The following is a 16591-nucleotide window of genomic DNA, read 5'->3' as shown; positions in this document are numbered from 1 at the left end:
GGGTAGCCGCAGCCACAGGAAGCATTCCGCATGAACGACATCGTCCGTCGCGATCCACGCGCCGAATGGATCGCCCGCAACCGCCTGCATCCGCTGCATGCGGCCATGCACTCCGCCCAAGGCGGCGAGGTGCGCTGGATGGGCCCCCACGGCGTGGTCCGCAAGAACCCGCACGCCGTCGGCTTCGTCGGCCCCAACGGCATCCGCCGCATCGATCGCTCCGGCGGCCAGCAGGGCAGCGGCGCGCGCCGCGCCAGCGCAGTGCAGGAAGCGCAGTTGCCGCTGCATGTGGTCGAGCAACCGGCATTCCTCGTCGCGGTGGTCCCGGACATGGTCGGCGGCCGTCTCTCCAGCCACGACAAGGACCTCCTCGGACTGGCCCGCAAGCTCGCCGGCAACGACGGCGCGGTGCTCGCCGTGGTGTTCGGCGAACACAAGGAAAGCGCCTTCGACAGCGCCGGCGTCGACCGTCTGCTGCACCTCGCCGGCGGCGAGTACGACGGCTACGCGCCCGAGCAGCGAATACTCGCCCTGCGCAACCTGGAGAACCAGCTCGCCCCGCGCCACTGGCTGTTCCCGGACAGTCGCAACGGCGGTGGCGAACTGGGCCGGCGCCTGGCCGCCGCACTCGGCGAACGGCCGGCCGGACGCGTCTGGCAGGTCGAGGACGGCCGCTGCATCGGCCGCGCCGGCGCCGGCCGCGAGGACATCCAGCGCGCCCTGCCGCGCCTGCTGCTGGCCGCGGCGGAATGCGCCGAGCCGGTCAGCGAGACCCGCCATGAGGTTCGCGAACTGCACATGGCCGAGCAGGTGGCGCGCAACCTGCCACGCATCGAGGACCTCGGCCCGGTGGCCGTGGACCCGGCGCGGATTCCCATGGCCGAGGCCGAATTCATTCTCTCCGGCGGCAACGGCGTGCAGGACTGGACGCTGTTCCACCAGGCCGCCGCCGTCCTCGGCGCCACCGAGGGCGCCTCGCGGGTGGCGGTGGACGACGGGCACATGCCGCGCAACCGCCAGGTCGGCGCCACCGGTACCTGGGTCACCGCGCGGGTCTACCTGGCGGTGGGCATCTCCGGGGCGATCCAGCATCTGCAGGGCATCGGCGCCTGCGACAAGGTGGTGGCGGTGAACCGCGACGCCGGCTGCGACATGATCAAGCGCGCCGATCTCTCGGTGATCGGCGACTCGACGGAAATCCTCCGCGCGCTGATCCGCCTGGCCGAGGCACACCGCAACGGCGCCGCCCGCGATGCGGCCTGAACCCGCTTCAACGTACCTTTCATCGGTATCGAACCATGACTGAGCTGAACATCGTCGCGCTGGTCTCCATCGGCGCCCATCCCGCCTCCGGACGCCCGCGCCGTGCCGAACAGGACGCCCGCGCGGTGGAACTCGGCCTGCGCCTGAGCGGCCCACGCCTACAGGTGCTGCACGCCGGCGACCCGCACGCCGAGGCGCTGCGCGGCTATCTCGGCATGGGCCTGGAACGCTTGTCCGTGCTGGAACAGCCGGCCGGCGCCGACGCCCTGCCCGCACTGGCCGAGCACCTGCGCGACTCCCGCGCGCAACTGGTGCTCACCGGCAGCCAGGCGGAAACCGGGGAAGGCTCCGGGATGCTGCCCTTCCTCCTCGCCGAGCGCCTGGGCTGGCCACTGGTGGTCGGCCTGGCCGAGGTCGAGAAGGTCGAAGACGGCAGCGCCCAGGTCCTCCAGGCTCTGCCTCGCGGCCAGCGACGCCGGCTGCGGGTACGCCTGCCGTTCGTCGCCAGCGTCGACAACGCCGCACCGGCGGCCCGGCAGAGCGCCTTCGGCCCGGCGCGGCGTGGCGAGGTCGAGGCCCATGAGGTGGAGGTGGTCGACGACCCGCTGCTCGCCGAAGACAGCCTGCAACCGGCCCGGCCGCGCCCGAAGCGGCTCAAGGTAATCAAGGCGAAGACCGGCGCCGAGCGGATGAAAGCCGCCACCGCCAAGGCCTCCGGCGGTACCGGGCAGGTACTCAAGGATCTTTCGGCGGAAGCCGGCGCCGAAGCCATCTTCAAGCTCCTGCGCGAGGAAGGCGTGATCCGCTGAAGCGGGTCAGAACGCACTGTGCGCCAGATCACAAGTTATGACGTGGTGACGATAAATTATTGTATTACGATAATTTATTCCCTAGTTTCGCCATCCAGACGCGAAACACACAGGGGAACCCGGCATGGCGCTGTCCACGCATATCAGCAACCACAAGCTCTATCTGCTCGGCATGCTCTGCGCCATCCTGGCCTGGGGCATGGCCTGCATCGAACTCGGAGCGAACACCCACCTCTGGTTCTCCGGCCTCAGCGAGCAGGGCTACCTGCAGGCCTGGAGCGATGAAATGCCGCGCCTGGCCAGCGACGGCTTCGTCCTGTCCTGGAGCAGCCGGGCGCTGCTGATGCTGCTGGACTACCTGCCGACCCTGCTTTCCGCGTTCGGCCTGGCGCTCACCGGCCTGTTCTTCCGCCGCCTGGCCAAGGGCGAACGCTGGTCGCAGCGCAACGCCAGGACCCTGGTGCACATCGGCCTGCTGTCCTTCTTGGCACTCTTGCTCCAGCCATTTATCAATACGCTGCAAGGTCTTGTACTATCTCTCGACCTGCCCGACGGCGAGCGTGTCCTGAGCGTTTCGATAGGACTCACTTCCGAAGCGGCCTACGAGTTCCTCAAGGCGATCTTTCTCTGCTCGTTCGGCCTGATGATGAGCGAAGCCAGGAAACTGGACGAAGAAGTAAGAGCCTTCATATGACGACCCCATGATCATCATCCGACTAGACGTCATCCTGGCGAAGAACAAGGTCCGCTCCAAGGAGCTGGCGGAAGCCATCGGTATCACCGAACAGAACCTGTCCCTGCTGAAGAACGGCAAGGTCAAGGGCATCCGCCTCGACACCCTGGAGAAGATCTGCGCCTTCCTGGACTGCCAGCCGGGCGACATCCTGGAATACGTCGCGGACGACTGATCCCCGCTCCACCCTTTCCCAACCAGAAACCATGAACAGACACCTGAACCTCTCGGGCGTTGCGCTCGCGCTCGCCCTGATCTCGGGCTGCGGCCCCTCCGTCCGCTACCAGTACGTGATGCCGCCAAGCGAGGCGGGACGCACCTGCGTCGCCCAGTGCCGCACGCAACAGAGCCAGTGCGAAAGCCTCGCGCGCCTGGAATGGCAGAACGAAAACCGCCTGCGCGAAGCGGAACGGCGCAGCTACCACTATTGCAGCCAGGGCAAGAGCAAGAAGCAGGCGCGCAAGGAATGCCTGGCGCCAGGCTATTCCTCCTCGTTCGGCTACAACGGCTTCGGCGGCTCCGGCAACTTCAACTGCAGTTCCGACTACGACCGCTGCTTCACCGACATCTGCGGCGGCACCATCCGCCGCATCGTCGAGCAACCTCAATGATCGGAGTATCCCCATGAGCCGACGCCTCTTCCCTCTCCTGCCGTTCCTGTTCCTGGTCGGCTGCGCCCAGGGCTATCCCTCCTTCTCCGGCATCCTTCCGGACGTCCGCGTCAGCGGCGACGAACGCAGCTACGCCGAGCGCGCCGAAGACTGCCTGAAACGGCGCAACTGCCCGCCGGCCACCGATCGCGATCCCTTCGTCGCCGACCCCGGGCACTACTCGCTGGGCGGCAGCTTTCACTGGTGAAGCCGGGTGCCGAAGCCTGGCAACCGACCACGGACCTGGCTTCGGCAGGCGCTTTTCTTTATCCTGCGCGCCCTTTGAACGACTGGGACGAGATCATGCTGGAGAACACCCTGGAACGCCTGGAAACCCTGGTAGCCGAGCTGCTGCAACAGAACCAGGCCCTGCGCGACAGCCACGACCAGCTTCAGCAGCAGCTGCGCCAGGCCACCGAGGAAAACGAAACCCTGCAACTCTCCATGCTCGAGCAGGAAGAAAAGCAGAGCGGCACCCAGGCCCGCCTGGAAGCCCTGGTCGAGCGCCTCAGCGCGCAGCAACCGGTTAGCGCATGAGCCGCGACGGCGTCCAGGTCCTGTCGATCCTCGGCCGGGACTATTCGATCCGCGTGCCGGCCGGCGAGGAGAGGGCCCTAGCGGACGCCGCCGCGTTGCTGCAAGCGGAAGTGGACGCCAACAAGCGCAAGTTTCCCTACGTCACCAGCAACGAGCTGGTGGTGCTCTCCGCGCTCAATCTCTGCGCCCGCCAGCTCGGCGCGAACGACGGCGAGTCGCCGCGCCTGCGAGCGGTGGAGCAGCGCCTGGAAGCGCTGGTCGAGCGGATCGCCGGGGCATCCGGCTAGTCGCGCGCCTGCGGACTCGCCCAATACAGCTGCCGATGCCCGCGCGCCTGGTAGTCCTTGACCAGCGCGCAGGCCTCGTCGCGCGTCAGGTCGCGGCGCATGACGAAGGCATTGCCGTTGTCGTCCTGGCGCCACAGGCACCAGCGCGTTTCCTCCGCCGGCTTCGCCGCCACCGCGTCAGGCCTTCAGGGTCGAAGTCTTGCGCAAGCGCAGCGCGAGCATGACCAGCAACACGCCGAAGAACACCGCGTAGGCGCCGATCACCCAGACCACCGCCAGCGCCCCGGCGCCGGGGTTGGCGATCATCAGCACGCCGAACAGCACCGAGATGGCACCAGAGAGGATCATCCACCATTCGTTCTGGATCGACTTGCGCAGGCGGATCGCCGCGACGATCTGGAAGATGCCCATCGCCAGTGCCCAGCCGGCGATGATCAGGAGCAGGCCGATGGCGGTCAGTTGCGGCCAGAAGAACGCAACCAGGCCGGCCGCCACGCCGATCACCCCGACCAGCGCCAGCGGCCAGTTGAACTGCCCATCGCTGCGCATGTTGAACGCGGCGATCAGGGCGAACGCTCCGTCCACCAGCGCGTAGGCACCCCAGAACAGCACCAGCACGGTCAGCGCCAGGGCCGGCGAGAGCAGGGTCAGGACGCCGAACACCAGCGCCGCCACGCCGCGCAGGGCCACCAGTTTCCAGTGCTTGCCCAGTTCGGCCCACAGGGGATTGTTTTCCACGCTTGCCTCCAGAGGCCGCCCTTGAGCGGCCCGTTCAGGTTGAGTCCTCCCACCTTAGTCCTTTTGCCGGGAGGCTGTCAGGGGGCGGAGGCGGGAGGCAAGGCGTGCGCGCGGGCTCAGGGCCGGGACTTCTCCGGCGGCCGCTGGCGGCGCCAGCAGGCGAACAGGTTCCAGGCCAGCAGCAGGCTGACGAAAGCGGAACTGACGTAGAACAGCAGATTGTCCATGACCTTTCCTCCGCAGCGGCGCCCCGCCAGGGGGCGCCTCGTCCGGCTCAGCTGCCGGCCACCTTGCGCACGTGGGCGGACTCCTCGCCGAGGTTGTTCAGCATGCGCTCGCTGTACCAGTCGAGGAAATTGATCACACCGAACTCGTAGGTCTTCGAGTATGGACCAGGCTGGTAGGCGTCGGAGTTGATCCCGCGCTGGTTCTCCTCGGCCAGCCGACGATCCTGGTCGTTGGTCGCGTCCCATACCTCGCGCAGGCGCGCCACGTCGTAGTCGACGCCTTCCACCGCGTCCTTGTGCACCAGCCATTTGGTGGTGACCAGGGTTTCCTGGGCGCTGATCGGCCACACGGTGAAGACGATCAGGTGGTCGCCCATGCAGTGGTTCCAGGAGTGCGGCAGGTGCAGGATGCGCATCGAGCCGAGGTCGGGGTTCTTGATCCGGCCCATGAGCTTCTTGCTGCCCTGCTTGCCGTCCATGGTCATCGACACCGTGCCGTCCAGCAGCGGCATGCGCACGATGCGATTGCGCAGGCCGAAGCTGGCATGGGCGTACGGGATCTTCTCGGCGTCCCAGGCGCTGGTGCAGGCCGCCACCTGGTCCTTGAACGCCTGGCTGGCGCGCGGGTCGGTGACGTCGTCCCACTCCAGCAGGGTCTTCAGCAGCTCCGGGTGGGAGCCGTTGCAGTGGTAGCACTCGCGGTTGTTCTCGATCACCAGCTTCCAGTTGGCGGCTTCGCGGATGGTGGTCTGCACCGCCACCTTGGCGTTCTCCATGTCGTACGGCTCCATGTAGTGCTCGAGCGTCGCCAGGAAGTCGTCGATGGCCGGCGGGTTCTCCGCCAGGCTGATGAAGATGTAGCCGCCGGCGGTCTTCACCTGGATCGGCTTCAGGCCGTACTCCTTCATGTCGAAGTCGGCGCCCATCTCGGTGCCGGCGAACAGCAGGCGGCCATCCAGCTCGTAGGTCCACTGGTGGTAGGGGCAGACCAGCTTGGCCACCTTGCCTTTCTCGCTCACGCACAGGCGCGAGCCGCGGTGCCGGCAGACATTGTGGAAGGCATGCACCTGGCCTTCGGCGCCACGGATCACCAGGACCGGGTTCTTGCCGATCTGCAGGGTGAGGAAATTGCCCTTGGCGGGAATCTCGCAGGTCATGCCGGCGATCAGCCATTCCTTGTGGAAGATCTCCTGCATGTCGATCTCGAACAGGCGCTGGTCGCAGTAGAAGGGCTGCGGCAGCGAGAAGCTGTGGTCGCGGCTGCGCAGCATGTCGGCGGTGGCCTTGCGGGCCGGTTCCAGGGGATCGCCGAGACTCAGGGTGGAAGTGACGTCCATCGGTAACTCCTCATGCCGCCCCCGCGCGGGTGGCGGCGGAAAAAGTGGCTGATACGGTTGCTACGCAAGGTGGCGTTCACAGCCTTCCTCATCCCGGCGCGGCGTCCGGAATCCCGCCCTGCCGATGGACGGGCCCCGCCGTGGCGGGAATGAAGGTCAGTCGCTCTACACGTCCGGGCTCTACCCTCCCGGGGTTCATGCAAACCCTCGTCTCGGCTGGTCTGGAGTGTGGGCCCGCGCCCGCCGCCGACCTTATCCATGGGCGACATGACCGCATCCGTTTCCGACGCTCCGGGCCGCGCCCCAGCAGGCAGGTCGCGATAAGCATGTAAATGTCGCTGGCAGGTAAATGAGCGGCCACGGCGATGCGCACAATCCGCCCCATCAGGCCATCGTTCGGCCCCGTGCGCACGGAGAGATCATCATGTCGAGCAACTTCCTCAATCCGGTCACCACCCAGACCTGGGCCAACGGCCGGCACCTCGTGCGCTGCGTCAAGGTCATCCAGGAAACCTGGGACGTGCGCACCTTCTGCTTCATGGCCGACCAGCCGATCCTGTTCTTCTTCAAGCCGGGCCAGTTCGTCACCCTGGAGCTGGAGATCGACGGCGAGCCGGTGATGCGCTCCTACACCATCTCCAGCTCGCCCTCGGTGCCCTACAGCTTCTCCATCACCATCAAGCGGGTGCCGGGCGGGCGGGTTTCCAACTGGCTGCACGACAACCTCAAGGAAGGCCAGGAGCTACCGGTGCACGGTCCGGTCGGCCTGTTCAACGCCATCGACTTCCCGGCCGACAAGGTGCTGTTCCTCTCCGGCGGGGTCGGCATCACCCCGGTGATGTCCATGGCGCGCTGGTTCTTCGACACCAACGCCAACGTCGACATGGTCTTCGTCCACAGCGCCCGTTCGCCGAAGGACATCATCTACCACCGCGAGCTGGAGCACATGGCCTCGCGGATCGACAACTTCAGCCTGCACATCATCTGCGAGCGCCACGGCCTCGGCGAAGCCTGGGCCGGCTACCGTGGCTACCTGAACCTGCACATGCTGGAACTGATCGCCCCGGACTTCCTCGAGCGGGAAATCTTCTGCTGCGGCCCGACGCCCTATATGAGCGCGGTGAAGCACCTGCTGCAGGGCCACGGCTACGACATGAGCCGCTACCACGAGGAAGCCTTCGGGCCGACTCCGCCGGAGGTCCGCGCCGACGTCAGGGAACTGGCCGCGGAAGCCGCCGAGGCGCCGGAGGTACCGGTCGCCGACCAGCACCAGGTGGAATTCACCGCCACCGGCAAGAGCATCCGCGTCAGCCCCGGGGAAACCGTGCACGCCGCCGCCGCCAAGCTCGGCCTGCACATTCCGAAGGCCTGCGGGATGGGCATATGCGGCACCTGCAAGGTAATGAAGACCGCCGGCGAGGTGGAGATGGAGCACAACGGCGGGATCACCGACGAGGATGTCGCCGAAGGCTACATCCTCTCCTGCTGCAGCGTGCCCAAGGGCGACGTGGTCATCGACTACTGAGGGCGCGAGGGAAACGCCAGGCGCTCCCAGTAGCGCCGCCGCGGCAGTTCCTCGGCCGGCAGCCAGCGTCCGGCGCAGGCCTGCAGCGGCTCGGCGGGAGCCTTCAGCAGCGAGTCCAGGGCCAGCACGTAGCGCCCCGTCCCCGCGCAGCGGAAGCACAGGTCGTCGTCGAAGCTGTCGAAGCACGGGTACTCGCCGAGGTCGTCGCGGTAGCGACGCAACGTCCGCTCTTGCACGTCGAGCAGCAGCAGGCGCCACTGGTCCCGTTCCAGGTCGCTTTCCTCGTAGCGCTGGACGTGCCGGGTCAGCGCCAGGTAGCGACCGTCCGCCGACCAGATCATTGGCGCCGCCAGGTTGCCCAAGCCGATGCCCGACGCGGTCAGCAGGTAGCCGTCGCGGCTGAACCCGGCGCGCACGTCCTCGTCGCGGTGCATGCCCTCGTAGTGGAAACCGAAGCCCCAGGCGGCGTCCTCCGCGCCCACCGACGGCAAGACGAAGTCGCCGTCGCTCCAGGGCCGTGGCGCTGCGTCCAGCCAGCGCGACGTGGGGCACAGCCGCCAGGCCGTGCCATCGAACGCCACCCGCGCCTGCTCGTAGTAATGCCGCCAGTCGTCGTGGAAGCGGCCGAATGCGTGCCAGGCGCCGGGCTCGGGCAAGCCTTCGTCGAAGCGGCGCAACAGGCCGGGGTCGCCTTCGCCCGGCCCGCCCGGCGGCTGGTAGGCGTTGCGGCCGAGCAGGTGGAGCAAATGCACCTGGCCATCGATGAAACCTTGCAGGTGTAGATCGGCCAGCGGCTCGGCGAGCCACTCCAGGCGCCGCTCCCGGCTATCGAGTATGGCCAGGCGCTGCGGCAGGGTCGGCGCCTCGGCGAAGGCCACCACGGCCAGGTAGCGACCGCAATCGGACACGCGGTGGTCGAGCGTCCACTCGCCATCCAGGCGCCAGTCGCCCAGGCGCAAGGCATAGGCGCCGCGATCCGCCTCCTGATCGTCGCGCAACCACTCCCAGACGGCCCGGCTGCCATCGGCCAGCGGTGCGCTCTGCAACAGGCATCCCGGCCTGCCGGCCGCGCCATCCAGCGGCAGCAACAGGTCCAGGCGCGGCATGTCGGCCTCACGCCAGCGCGGCCGGTCGTCCGCATCGCGAGCGTGCAGAAGGTAGAGGCTGGAATGGCTGTACGAACCCAGCGTGCCGTAGCGTTCGTAGGTCAGGCAGGGTTGCGCCAGGTCCAGGCCGAAACGCAGCCAGCCATCCTCCAGCCCGAGCAGTTCGGGCCCGCCGGCATGGGGCTCGGCGGGCAACGCCGACCACGGCGCGCCCAGCGCACGCAGACCGCCGTCCTCTCGCCAAAGCCAGTAGGTATCCTGCCCCAGCGGCTCGCCTGCAGCCTGCAGCGCCAGCGCCCGGCCGTCATCGCTCCAAGCCAATGGCGGCGCTTCACGGGACAGGTAGAGGCCGCTGGCCTCGCCGTTTATCCACAGCTCGCCGCGGTTGGCGCGCAGCGGCGCGAAAGGATCGTCCAGGGCCAGCAGGCTGGCCGGCAGCCAGGGGCGGATTTCCAGCGCGGGCCCGCCAAGCGGGGACGGTAGCGGTTGCGCGCGCAGATCCCTGCTCCAGCGCTGCCATTCGCTCTCGGGCAGCCAGAGGTCGCCGATGGCAACGAAGGCCTCGGCCTCGCTGCCGGCCTTGAGCGCCTGCAGCTCGAGGCGCTGCGGTGCGTTGGACGTCAGCGGACTGTGCCGCCCGATCACCTCGCGCTCGGTGACGCTGTCCAGCTCCCAGAAGTTGTCCACGGCACAGCGGTAGAGCAACCGCTCCTGCCGGTCGAAGATCGCCAGGCCCCACGCGCCTCGGCTCGGTATCGGCGAAACGAAGTGGCGGCCATCGCTGGAAAAGCGTGCCGAAGGATTGCAGTCGGGGATGAAACAGCCGTCGGGCATCAGGTAGTGGCATACCAGCGGGCCGCCCATGGCGATCTCGCCGCCGTCGAACAGGCGGATCGCCTCGCCCTCGGGGGTCCGCTCGGGCGCTTCGCCGCCCCATGCGCTACCTCCGGCCGGCAGGGGTACGTCCAGCGCTTGCGGAGCCTGGCGCTCCAGGCGCAGGCCGCGCTCGAAGCGGATCTGCAACAGCACGCCGCCGATCACCGCCAGCAAGCCACCGCCCAGTCCCAGCCAGAAGCCCGGCAGTGCCTGGCCCAGGGCGATGCCGCCACCCAGAACCCAGAAGAACAGCGCCTGTTGCAGGCGATACGGCACCTTGCCGCGCCAACGATCCGTGGCCCACTCGGCGCCCAGCAGCAGCACCCAACCCAGCGCTACCAGCGGCAACGGAAGGAGGACGCCAAGGGCCACCAGCACGGCGATCCAGGCGATCTCGCCGAGGCCTTCGAGCAACAAGCGGCCGAGCGGCTTGTCTGACATCCGATCATCCATGATCCATCCCACTTTCCTGGCAAAAGCCAAGGGTAATCAAGGCTCCGGCCAACCACCAGAGCCAAGGCGAAGCTGACCTTCTCATACTGGAAAACACCAGGGCGCCAAGGTTGTCCACATTCGGACTGGAATTCCATACAGGTGTTTCTTCGCCGCCTGGATGTCCGTCATGTGTTCACTCAAGCATTTGAAATAAAAGATAAATTCTACAAATTCAAGTGCATTTCAGGGCCGGCTATTCAGCCCGTCCCTGCCTCCGGGAAGCCCTTTCCAGGCTAGGTTGATCACAGACTTATCCACAAGTTGTGCAATCCATCGCCTCCTCTATGTCCTGCGGGTCCAGGCACAACATACCGACAATACCTCCTCCGTGGCGCGAGGGCTCCGCAAGCCCATCCGGCTTTCCTTCCGGGTAAATCGCACTTCGCCGCACGCTCGGCCTGGCCGCACTCTCCTGCTCATTTAACGATCAATACGCCAGAGACCCCGCCGTACGGCCCCCCCAAGCGTGAGCGAACAACTTTTCCACAGGGCTTTACACTTCCCGTGGGGAAAAACAAAAAAATATTCACAGCATGAAGAAAAATCTCTGCTTTCTCAGGCAGTCCGGCTCTTCCCATGCGCACCGATCGTTTATTGATCAATCCACCGCAGACTTAGCCCTATGCGGCTTCTGGCGCTATCCATACAGGTTGTCCACAAGACTTTCCAGGCCTTTTGTGGGCAACCCTGCATTTATACACAAGCTCCCTAAAGCAAGCCCGCCACCTGTTGACAGAACATCCGGTCAATTCTTGATCAATTCCCTGAAAGGCTCGCCCCACCGGGCTCTCCGCACTCTATAAACAGGCTCTTCACATCGACCTCAACAGGAATTGGGGGAAATTCCCCTCGGCGATTGCTTCCATTGTCCCAGCGACTTCGGAACGGAAGAATTTTGTCTTTTTCCTCAAGCCGTTACGTCCACGCAGGGTGTTTTCGACTTTTGCGCCCACTTCGCTCCCCGTCTTTTCTATCCACAGGCTTGCATGGGCCCGGAGGGGACAATACCCGTCACCGTTTCGTCAGCGCGTTTCACCCGAACCGTCATCCTCTGTTCACAAACGGCTGTTTTCGCTCAAAAACCGACCAGCCTCCGGAGAGCCCGGCGGGGCGCTGCCCGGAAGCGACTGCGAACACGTTATTCACATTCGGTTCCACAGTGTTTGTGGATTGGACAGGTTATCCCGCCACTGGAGTGGAGCCGCGTGGATAAAGGCTTTCGGCGTCTCGGGCGGAGACAGGAAGGACGTTCCAGGGAGCACTTTTGCATAGCTCCCGAACAGTTAGCCCACAGAGTTATCCACAGGATTTGGGGAAAGAGCGGCCGCCCCGCGCCATGGGGGCGACCGAGAGCGGACTCAGGCGCCCATCACCAGGCGGATGTCCCGCGCCAGTTCGCGGACCCGCTCGATATCGGTATCCCAGGAACACATGAAACGCGCGCCACCTTCACCGATGAAGGTGTAGAAGCGCCAGCCGCGCGCGCGCAAGGCTTCGATCGCCGGCTCGGAAAGCTGTAGGAACACGCCGTTGGCTTCTACCGGGAACATCAGGCTGACGCCGGGAACGTCGGCCACCAGCTCGACCAGCAGGCGCGCGCAGCGGTTGGCGTGATCGGCGTAGCGCAGCCAGGCATCGTCCTGCAGTACGCCGACCCAGGGCGCGGCGAGGAAGCGCATCTTCGAGGCCAGTTGGCCGGCCTGCTTGCAGCGGTAGTCGAAGTCCTCGGCCAGGTCGCGGTTGAAGAACAGGATCGCCTCGCCCACCGCCATGCCGTTCTTGGTGCCGCCGAAGCAGAGCACGTCGACCCCGGCCTTCCAGCTCAGCTCCGCCGGCGAGCAGCCGAGGAAGGCGCAGGCGTTGGAGAAGCGCGCGCCGTCCATGTGCAGGTGCAGGCCGAGCTCCTTGCAGGTGGCGCTGATCGCCTTCAGCTCGTCCGGGCGGTACACCGTGCCGACCTCGGTGGCCTGGGTGAGAGTCACCACGCGCGGCTTCGGATAGTGGATATCCTGGCGCTTGAGAGCGATGTCGCGGATCGACGCCGGGGTCAGCTTGCCGACCTCGGTCTGCGCCAGCAGCAGCTTGGAGCCATTGGAGAAGAACTCCGGCGCGCCGCACTCGTCGGTCTCGACGTGGGCGGTCTCCGAGCAGATCACGCTGTGGTAGCTCTGGCACAGCGCAGCCAGGGCCAGGGAGTTGGCGGCGGTGCCGTTGAAGGCGAAGAACACTTCGCAATCGGTCTCGAACAACTGGCGGAAGTAGTCCGAAGCACGCGCGGTCCACTGGTCGTCGCCATAGGCGCGTTCGTGGCCGCGGTTGGCTTCGGCCATCGCCGCCCAGGCTTCGGGGCAGATGCCGGAATAGTTGTCGCTGGCGAACTGTTGGGTGTGATCGGTCATGTGGGCCTCTGGAACGGTTGCCGAGCCCTTGTGGGGCTCCATGCGGTCGTGCCGGCACGGGTACGTGCCGGCACAGTCTGTCAGGGTAGCTTGGTCAGCTTCATCTGCTCGACGAACGGCACCAGCACCTGGCGCATCGCCGTGGCGCTGCCGCCATTGGGCGTGTCGCGGGTGCTGAGGGTCAGTACGTAGCGGTTCTTGATCACTCCGCTGAGGGTCGAGACGCCCTCCTCGCCCTTGGCCGGGACCATCACTCCCAGCGGGTCGCCCATCCGCGTGGTATCGATCAGCGGCAGGTAGTCCTCGCCGCCGAAGCGCTCGGCGGTGCCGTTCTTAAGGGCGGTCTCGCGGGTCTTGTGGAGCAGGGTCAGGTTGGTCTGGGTCATCTCGCGCAGCTTGTCCTGCGCCGCCCGATAGGCCACCGCGTCGCCCTCGGTCGGCGGCGCCGGCAGGCCGGTGTCGGTGAGGACGATCTCCAGGCGCTTGCTGCCGTCGGCAGCGCCGAAGACCACGGTGGCGTCGTTGTAGCCGCACTGGCGGGAGAGGAAGTCGTAGCCGAACAGTGGCTTGCCGGCCGGCGGCAAGGCCACTTCGAGTTCATGGCCGGTGCAGGAATCGGCCGGCAGCGCAGGCGCGGCGGCCTGCTTTTCATCGCCGCCCCCGCACCCTTGCAGGGATGCGCCGAGCAGCACGGCGGAAAGGAAGATCAGCGGGCGTTTCATGGTGTTCTCGCAGGACGAAGAGCACGCAGTTTAGCGCCAGCCCGGGGCGTTCCGCATCGGTTGCCGATTCCCACCGCCATGTCGCAAACGCACCTCCCCGTGGCGTGCATAGGCATCTGGGCCGGCAGGGCCGGTCATACCATCGCTGGCAAAGGGACCGCGTGTCCCGTTGCAGCCATTCCGGCGCGGTTCCGGCGCCGCAGGGAGACCCAGCGATGTTCAGCAAGCATGACCAGATCCGCGGCTACGACGACGAACTGCTCGCCGCGATGGACGCCGAAGAGGCCCGCCAGGAAGACCATCTCGAACTGATCGCCTCGGAGAACTACACCAGCAAGCGGGTCATGCAGGCGCAGGGCAGCGGCCTGACCAACAAGTATGCCGAGGGCTATCCGGGCAAGCGCTACTACGGCGGCTGCGAACACGTCGACAAGGTCGAGCAGTTGGCCATCGACCGCGCCAGGCAGCTGTTCGGCGCCGACTACGCCAACGTCCAGCCGCATTCCGGTTCCTCGGCCAACGCCGCGGTGTACCTGGCGCTGCTCAACGCCGGCGACACCATCCTCGGCATGAGCCTGGCCCACGGAGGCCATCTCACCCACGGCGCCAAGGTGTCCTCCTCCGGCAAGCTGTACAACGCCGTGCAGTACGGCCTGGACACCGCTACCGGGCTGATCGACTACGACGAAGTCGAGCGCCTGGCCGTGGAGCATAAGCCGAAGATGATCGTCGCCGGCTTCTCCGCCTACTCCAAGACCCTCGACTTCCCGCGCTTCCGCGCCATCGCCGACAAGGTCGGCGCGCTGCTGTTCGTCGACATGGCCCACGTCGCCGGGCTGGTCGCCGCCGGCCTCTACCCGAACCCGATCCCCTTCGCCGACGTGGTCACCACCACCACCCACAAGACCCTGCGCGGCCCGCGCGGCGGCCTGATCCTGGCGCGCGCCAACGAGGAGATCGAGAAGAAGCTCAACTCCGCGGTATTCCCTGGCGCCCAGGGCGGCCCGCTGATGCACGTGATCGCGGCCAAGGCGGTGTGCTTCAAGGAAGCGCTGGAGCCGGGCTTCAAGGACTACCAGGCGCAGGTGATCCGCAACGCCAAGGCGATGGCCGAGGTGTTCATCGGGCGCGGCTACGACGTGGTTTCCGGTGGCACCGACAACCACCTGATGCTGATCAGCCTGGTGCGCCAGGGCCTGACCGGCAAGGAAGCCGACGCCGCCCTCGGCCGGGTCGGCATCACGGTGAACAAGAACGCCGTGCCGAACGATCCGCAGAGCCCGTTCGTCACCTCCGGCATCCGCATCGGCACCCCGGCCATCACCACCCGCGGGCTGCAGGAAGCGCAGAGCCGCGAACTGGCTGGCTGGATCTGCGACATCCTCGACCACCTCGGCGATGCCGACGTGGAGGCCAAGGTCGCCACCCAGGTCGCCGGTCTCTGCGCGGACTTCCCGGTCTATCGCTGAGCCCCCCCGAAGACGGTCGGGGAGCCCGACGCGCCCCGGCCCAACCCTCTCCGCGGGAGAGGGAGCAACAGTTCAGGAGCATCCACATGCAACGCTACTCCGGCTTCGGCCTGTTAAAGCATTCACTGAGCCATCACGAGAACTGGCAACGCATGTGGCGCACGCCCACGCCGAAGCCGGTCTACGACGTGGTCATCGTCGGCGGCGGCGGGCACGGCCTGGCCACCGCCTACTACCTGGCCAAGGAACACGGCATCAGCAACGTGGCGGTAGTCGAGAAAGGTTGGCTGGGCGGCGGCAACACCGCGCGCAACACCACCATCGTGCGCTCCAACTACCTGTGGGACGAGTCCGCGCTGCTCTACGAACACGCGATGAAGCTGTGGGAGGGCCTGTCCCAGGACCTCAACTACAACGTGATGTTCTCCCAGCGCGGGGTCTACAACCTCTGCCACACCCTCCAGGACATGCGCGACGGCGAGCGCCGGGTCAGCGCCAACCGCCTCAACGGCGTCGACGGCGAATTGTTGAACGCGCAGCAGGTGGCGGAGGAGATTCCCTACCTGGACTGCAGCAAGAACACCCGCTACCCGATCATGGGCGCGACCATCCAGCGTCGCGGCGGCGTCGCCCGCCATGACGCGGTGGCCTGGGGCTTCGCCCGCGCCGCCGATGCCCTCGGCGTGGACCTGATCCAGCAGACCGAAGTCACCGGCTTCCGCAAGCAGGACGGCGCGGTGATCGGCGTCGAGACCAACCGCGGCTTCATCGGCGCGCGCCGTGTCGGAGTGGTCACCGCCGGCAACTCCGGGCACATGGCCAGGCTCGCCGGCTTCCGCCTGCCGCTGGAGTCGCACCCGTTGCAGGCGCTGGTCTCCGAGCCACTGAAGCCGATCATCGACAGCGTGATCATGTCCAACGCCGTGCATGGCTACATCAGCCAGTCGGACAAGGGCGACCTGGTCATCGGCGCCGGCATCGACGGCTACAACGGCTACGGCCAGCGCGGCTCTTACCCGGTGATCGAGCACACCCTGCAAGCCATCGTCGAGATGTTCCCGGTGCTCTCGCGGGTACGCATGAACCGCCAATGGGGCGGCATCGTCGACACCACCCCGGACGCCTGCCCGATCATCGGCAAGACTCCGGTGCAGAACCTGTTCTTCAACTGCGGCTGGGGCACCGGCGGCTTCAAGGCCACTCCCGGCTCCGGAAACGTCTTCGCCGCCACCCTGGCCAAGGGCGAACCGCATCCGCTGGCCGCGCCCTTCTCCATCGAACGCTTCCACAGCGGTGCGCTGATCGACGAGCACGGCGCGGCAGCAGTGGCGCACTGACAAAAGCCGCCCGAAGGGCGAAATCCGCTGCCCCTCGCCCTTCAGGGAGAGGGTGCCGGTCAACCGGCAAGAACAGTTTCC

General features: G+C 66.6%; 17 protein-coding genes. 11 read left to right on the top strand and 6 right to left on the bottom strand.

The genetic code is table 11. The features are described 5' to 3' along the window. Positions 1–30: 30 nt before the first annotated feature. The 8 genes from etfA (at position 31) to JHD77_RS18900 (ending at position 4279) form a co-directional block, all read left to right on the top strand. A complete protein-coding gene (etfA, locus tag JHD77_RS18935; RefSeq protein ID WP_031756094.1) occupies positions 31–1263 on the top strand; it encodes an electron transfer flavoprotein subunit alpha in 1233 nt (410 codons plus the stop codon). 35 nt (positions 1264–1298) lie between these two features. After that, positions 1299–2072, top strand: a complete 774-nt coding sequence (gene etfB / locus JHD77_RS18930) for an electron transfer flavoprotein subunit beta (RefSeq protein ID WP_016852270.1) — start codon at positions 1299–1301, stop codon at positions 2070–2072. Between the two features lie 124 nt (positions 2073–2196). Beyond that, entirely contained in the window at positions 2197–2766 is a 570-nt protein-coding gene (locus JHD77_RS18925) for a hypothetical protein (RefSeq protein ID WP_031756096.1), read from the top strand. 7 nt (positions 2767–2773) lie between these two features. After that, positions 2774–2980 carry a helix-turn-helix domain-containing protein gene (locus tag JHD77_RS18920; RefSeq protein ID WP_003096753.1) on the top strand — a complete coding sequence of 69 codons (207 nt, stop codon included), beginning with the start codon at positions 2774–2776 and terminating at the stop codon, positions 2978–2980. 31 nt (positions 2981–3011) lie between these two features. Continuing rightward, positions 3012–3416 carry a hypothetical protein gene (locus JHD77_RS18915; RefSeq protein WP_003114450.1) on the top strand — a complete coding sequence of 135 codons (405 nt, stop codon included), beginning with the start codon at positions 3012–3014 and terminating at the stop codon, positions 3414–3416. 13 nt (positions 3417–3429) lie between these two features. After that, positions 3430–3663: a hypothetical protein gene (locus tag JHD77_RS18910; RefSeq protein ID WP_003105712.1), complete on the top strand. Its 234-nt coding sequence runs from the start codon at positions 3430–3432 to the stop codon at positions 3661–3663. A 95-nt stretch (positions 3664–3758) separates the two neighbouring features. Then, complete coding sequence (locus JHD77_RS18905; protein WP_003105710.1) at positions 3759–3992, top strand: hypothetical protein; 234 nt, start codon at positions 3759–3761, stop codon at positions 3990–3992. Then, on the top strand, positions 3989–4279 hold the full coding sequence (locus tag JHD77_RS18900) for a cell division protein ZapA (protein ID WP_003105708.1): 291 nt from the start codon (positions 3989–3991) through the stop codon (positions 4277–4279). Before JHD77_RS18905 ends, JHD77_RS18900 begins: the two co-directional genes overlap by 4 nt. On the opposite strand, the gene JHD77_RS18895 is transcribed toward JHD77_RS18900, so the two are convergent. The 3 genes from JHD77_RS18895 to gbcA form a co-directional block, all read right to left on the bottom strand. Continuing rightward, positions 4276–4452, bottom strand: coding sequence for a hypothetical protein (locus tag JHD77_RS18895; protein WP_003096763.1), 177 nt, complete (start codon positions 4450–4452; stop codon positions 4276–4278). The genes JHD77_RS18900 and JHD77_RS18895 overlap by 4 nt on opposite strands. Before the next feature lie 4 nt (positions 4453–4456). Beyond that, positions 4457–5017 carry an HdeD family acid-resistance protein gene (locus tag JHD77_RS18890; RefSeq protein ID WP_003096765.1) on the bottom strand — a complete coding sequence of 187 codons (561 nt, stop codon included), beginning with the start codon at positions 5015–5017 and terminating at the stop codon, positions 4457–4459. Between the two features lie 274 nt (positions 5018–5291). Continuing rightward, positions 5292–6581: a glycine-betaine demethylase subunit GbcA gene (gene gbcA, locus JHD77_RS18885; protein ID WP_003096766.1), complete on the bottom strand. Its 1290-nt coding sequence runs from the start codon at positions 6579–6581 to the stop codon at positions 5292–5294. Between the two features lie 424 nt (positions 6582–7005). Between gbcA and gbcB the strand changes: the two genes are divergently transcribed. Next, complete coding sequence (gene gbcB, locus JHD77_RS18880; RefSeq protein ID WP_003161131.1) at positions 7006–8106, top strand: glycine-betaine demethylase subunit GbcB; 1101 nt, start codon at positions 7006–7008, stop codon at positions 8104–8106. Here gbcB and JHD77_RS18875 read toward each other — a convergent pair. The 3 genes from JHD77_RS18875 to JHD77_RS18865 all read right to left on the bottom strand — a co-directional run bounded on the left by JHD77_RS18875 (position 8100) and on the right by JHD77_RS18865 (position 13704). Beyond that, the gene (locus tag JHD77_RS18875; RefSeq protein ID WP_031756098.1) at positions 8100–10529 is read right to left on the bottom strand and encodes a hypothetical protein; all 2430 of its coding nucleotides are present in this window, start codon (positions 10527–10529) and stop codon (positions 8100–8102) included. The genes gbcB and JHD77_RS18875 overlap by 7 nt on opposite strands. 1412 nt (positions 10530–11941) lie before the next feature. Continuing rightward, complete coding sequence (locus JHD77_RS18870) at positions 11942–12982, bottom strand: threonine aldolase family protein (RefSeq protein ID WP_012614697.1); 1041 nt, start codon at positions 12980–12982, stop codon at positions 11942–11944. Positions 12983–13062: 80 nt separating this feature from the next. Further along, entirely contained in the window at positions 13063–13704 is a 642-nt protein-coding gene (locus JHD77_RS18865; RefSeq protein ID WP_003114452.1) for a hypothetical protein, read from the bottom strand. 215 nt (positions 13705–13919) lie between these two features. Here JHD77_RS18865 and glyA point away from each other — a divergent pair, with 215 nt between their 5' ends. Together glyA and JHD77_RS18855 are read left to right on the top strand one after the other, a co-directional pair. Next, positions 13920–15173: a serine hydroxymethyltransferase gene (gene glyA, locus JHD77_RS18860; RefSeq protein ID WP_003117183.1), complete on the top strand. Its 1254-nt coding sequence runs from the start codon at positions 13920–13922 to the stop codon at positions 15171–15173. 86 nt (positions 15174–15259) lie between these two features. Continuing rightward, positions 15260–16510: a sarcosine oxidase subunit beta gene (locus JHD77_RS18855; RefSeq protein ID WP_003096779.1), complete on the top strand. Its 1251-nt coding sequence runs from the start codon at positions 15260–15262 to the stop codon at positions 16508–16510. Positions 16511–16591: the final 81 nt, after the last annotated feature.

The organism is Pseudomonas sp. P20 (assembly GCF_016463925.1).
In the GTDB taxonomy this organism is placed as follows: domain Bacteria; phylum Pseudomonadota; class Gammaproteobacteria; order Pseudomonadales; family Pseudomonadaceae; genus Pseudomonas; species Pseudomonas aeruginosa.
This window is presented reverse-complemented; position numbering and strand designations above follow the sequence as displayed.

Bases quoted from the DNA above. Each gene is read 5' to 3' on its own strand.
- etfA (WP_031756094.1), top strand. From the start codon at position 31: ATGAACGACATCGTCCGTCGCGATCCACGCGCCGAATGGATCGCCCGC.
- etfB (WP_016852270.1), top strand. From the start codon at position 1,299: ATGACTGAGCTGAACATCGTCGCGCTGGTCTCCATCGGCGCCCATCCC.
- JHD77_RS18925 (WP_031756096.1), top strand. From the start codon at position 2,197: ATGGCGCTGTCCACGCATATCAGCAACCACAAGCTCTATCTGCTCGGC.
- JHD77_RS18920 (WP_003096753.1), top strand. From the start codon at position 2,774: ATGATCATCATCCGACTAGACGTCATCCTGGCGAAGAACAAGGTCCGC.
- JHD77_RS18915 (WP_003114450.1), top strand. From the start codon at position 3,012: ATGAACAGACACCTGAACCTCTCGGGCGTTGCGCTCGCGCTCGCCCTG.
- JHD77_RS18910 (WP_003105712.1), top strand. From the start codon at position 3,430: ATGAGCCGACGCCTCTTCCCTCTCCTGCCGTTCCTGTTCCTGGTCGGC.
- JHD77_RS18905 (WP_003105710.1), top strand. From the start codon at position 3,759: ATGCTGGAGAACACCCTGGAACGCCTGGAAACCCTGGTAGCCGAGCTG.
- JHD77_RS18900 (WP_003105708.1), top strand. From the start codon at position 3,989: ATGAGCCGCGACGGCGTCCAGGTCCTGTCGATCCTCGGCCGGGACTAT.
- gbcA (WP_003096766.1), bottom strand. From the start codon at position 6,581: ATGGACGTCACTTCCACCCTGAGTCTCGGCGATCCCCTGGAACCGGCC.
- gbcB (WP_003161131.1), top strand. From the start codon at position 7,006: ATGTCGAGCAACTTCCTCAATCCGGTCACCACCCAGACCTGGGCCAAC.
- JHD77_RS18875 (WP_031756098.1), bottom strand. From the start codon at position 10,529: ATGTCAGACAAGCCGCTCGGCCGCTTGTTGCTCGAAGGCCTCGGCGAG.
- JHD77_RS18870 (WP_012614697.1), bottom strand. From the start codon at position 12,982: ATGACCGATCACACCCAACAGTTCGCCAGCGACAACTATTCCGGCATC.
- JHD77_RS18865 (WP_003114452.1), bottom strand. From the start codon at position 13,704: ATGAAACGCCCGCTGATCTTCCTTTCCGCCGTGCTGCTCGGCGCATCC.
- glyA (WP_003117183.1), top strand. From the start codon at position 13,920: ATGTTCAGCAAGCATGACCAGATCCGCGGCTACGACGACGAACTGCTC.
- JHD77_RS18855 (WP_003096779.1), top strand. From the start codon at position 15,260: ATGCAACGCTACTCCGGCTTCGGCCTGTTAAAGCATTCACTGAGCCAT.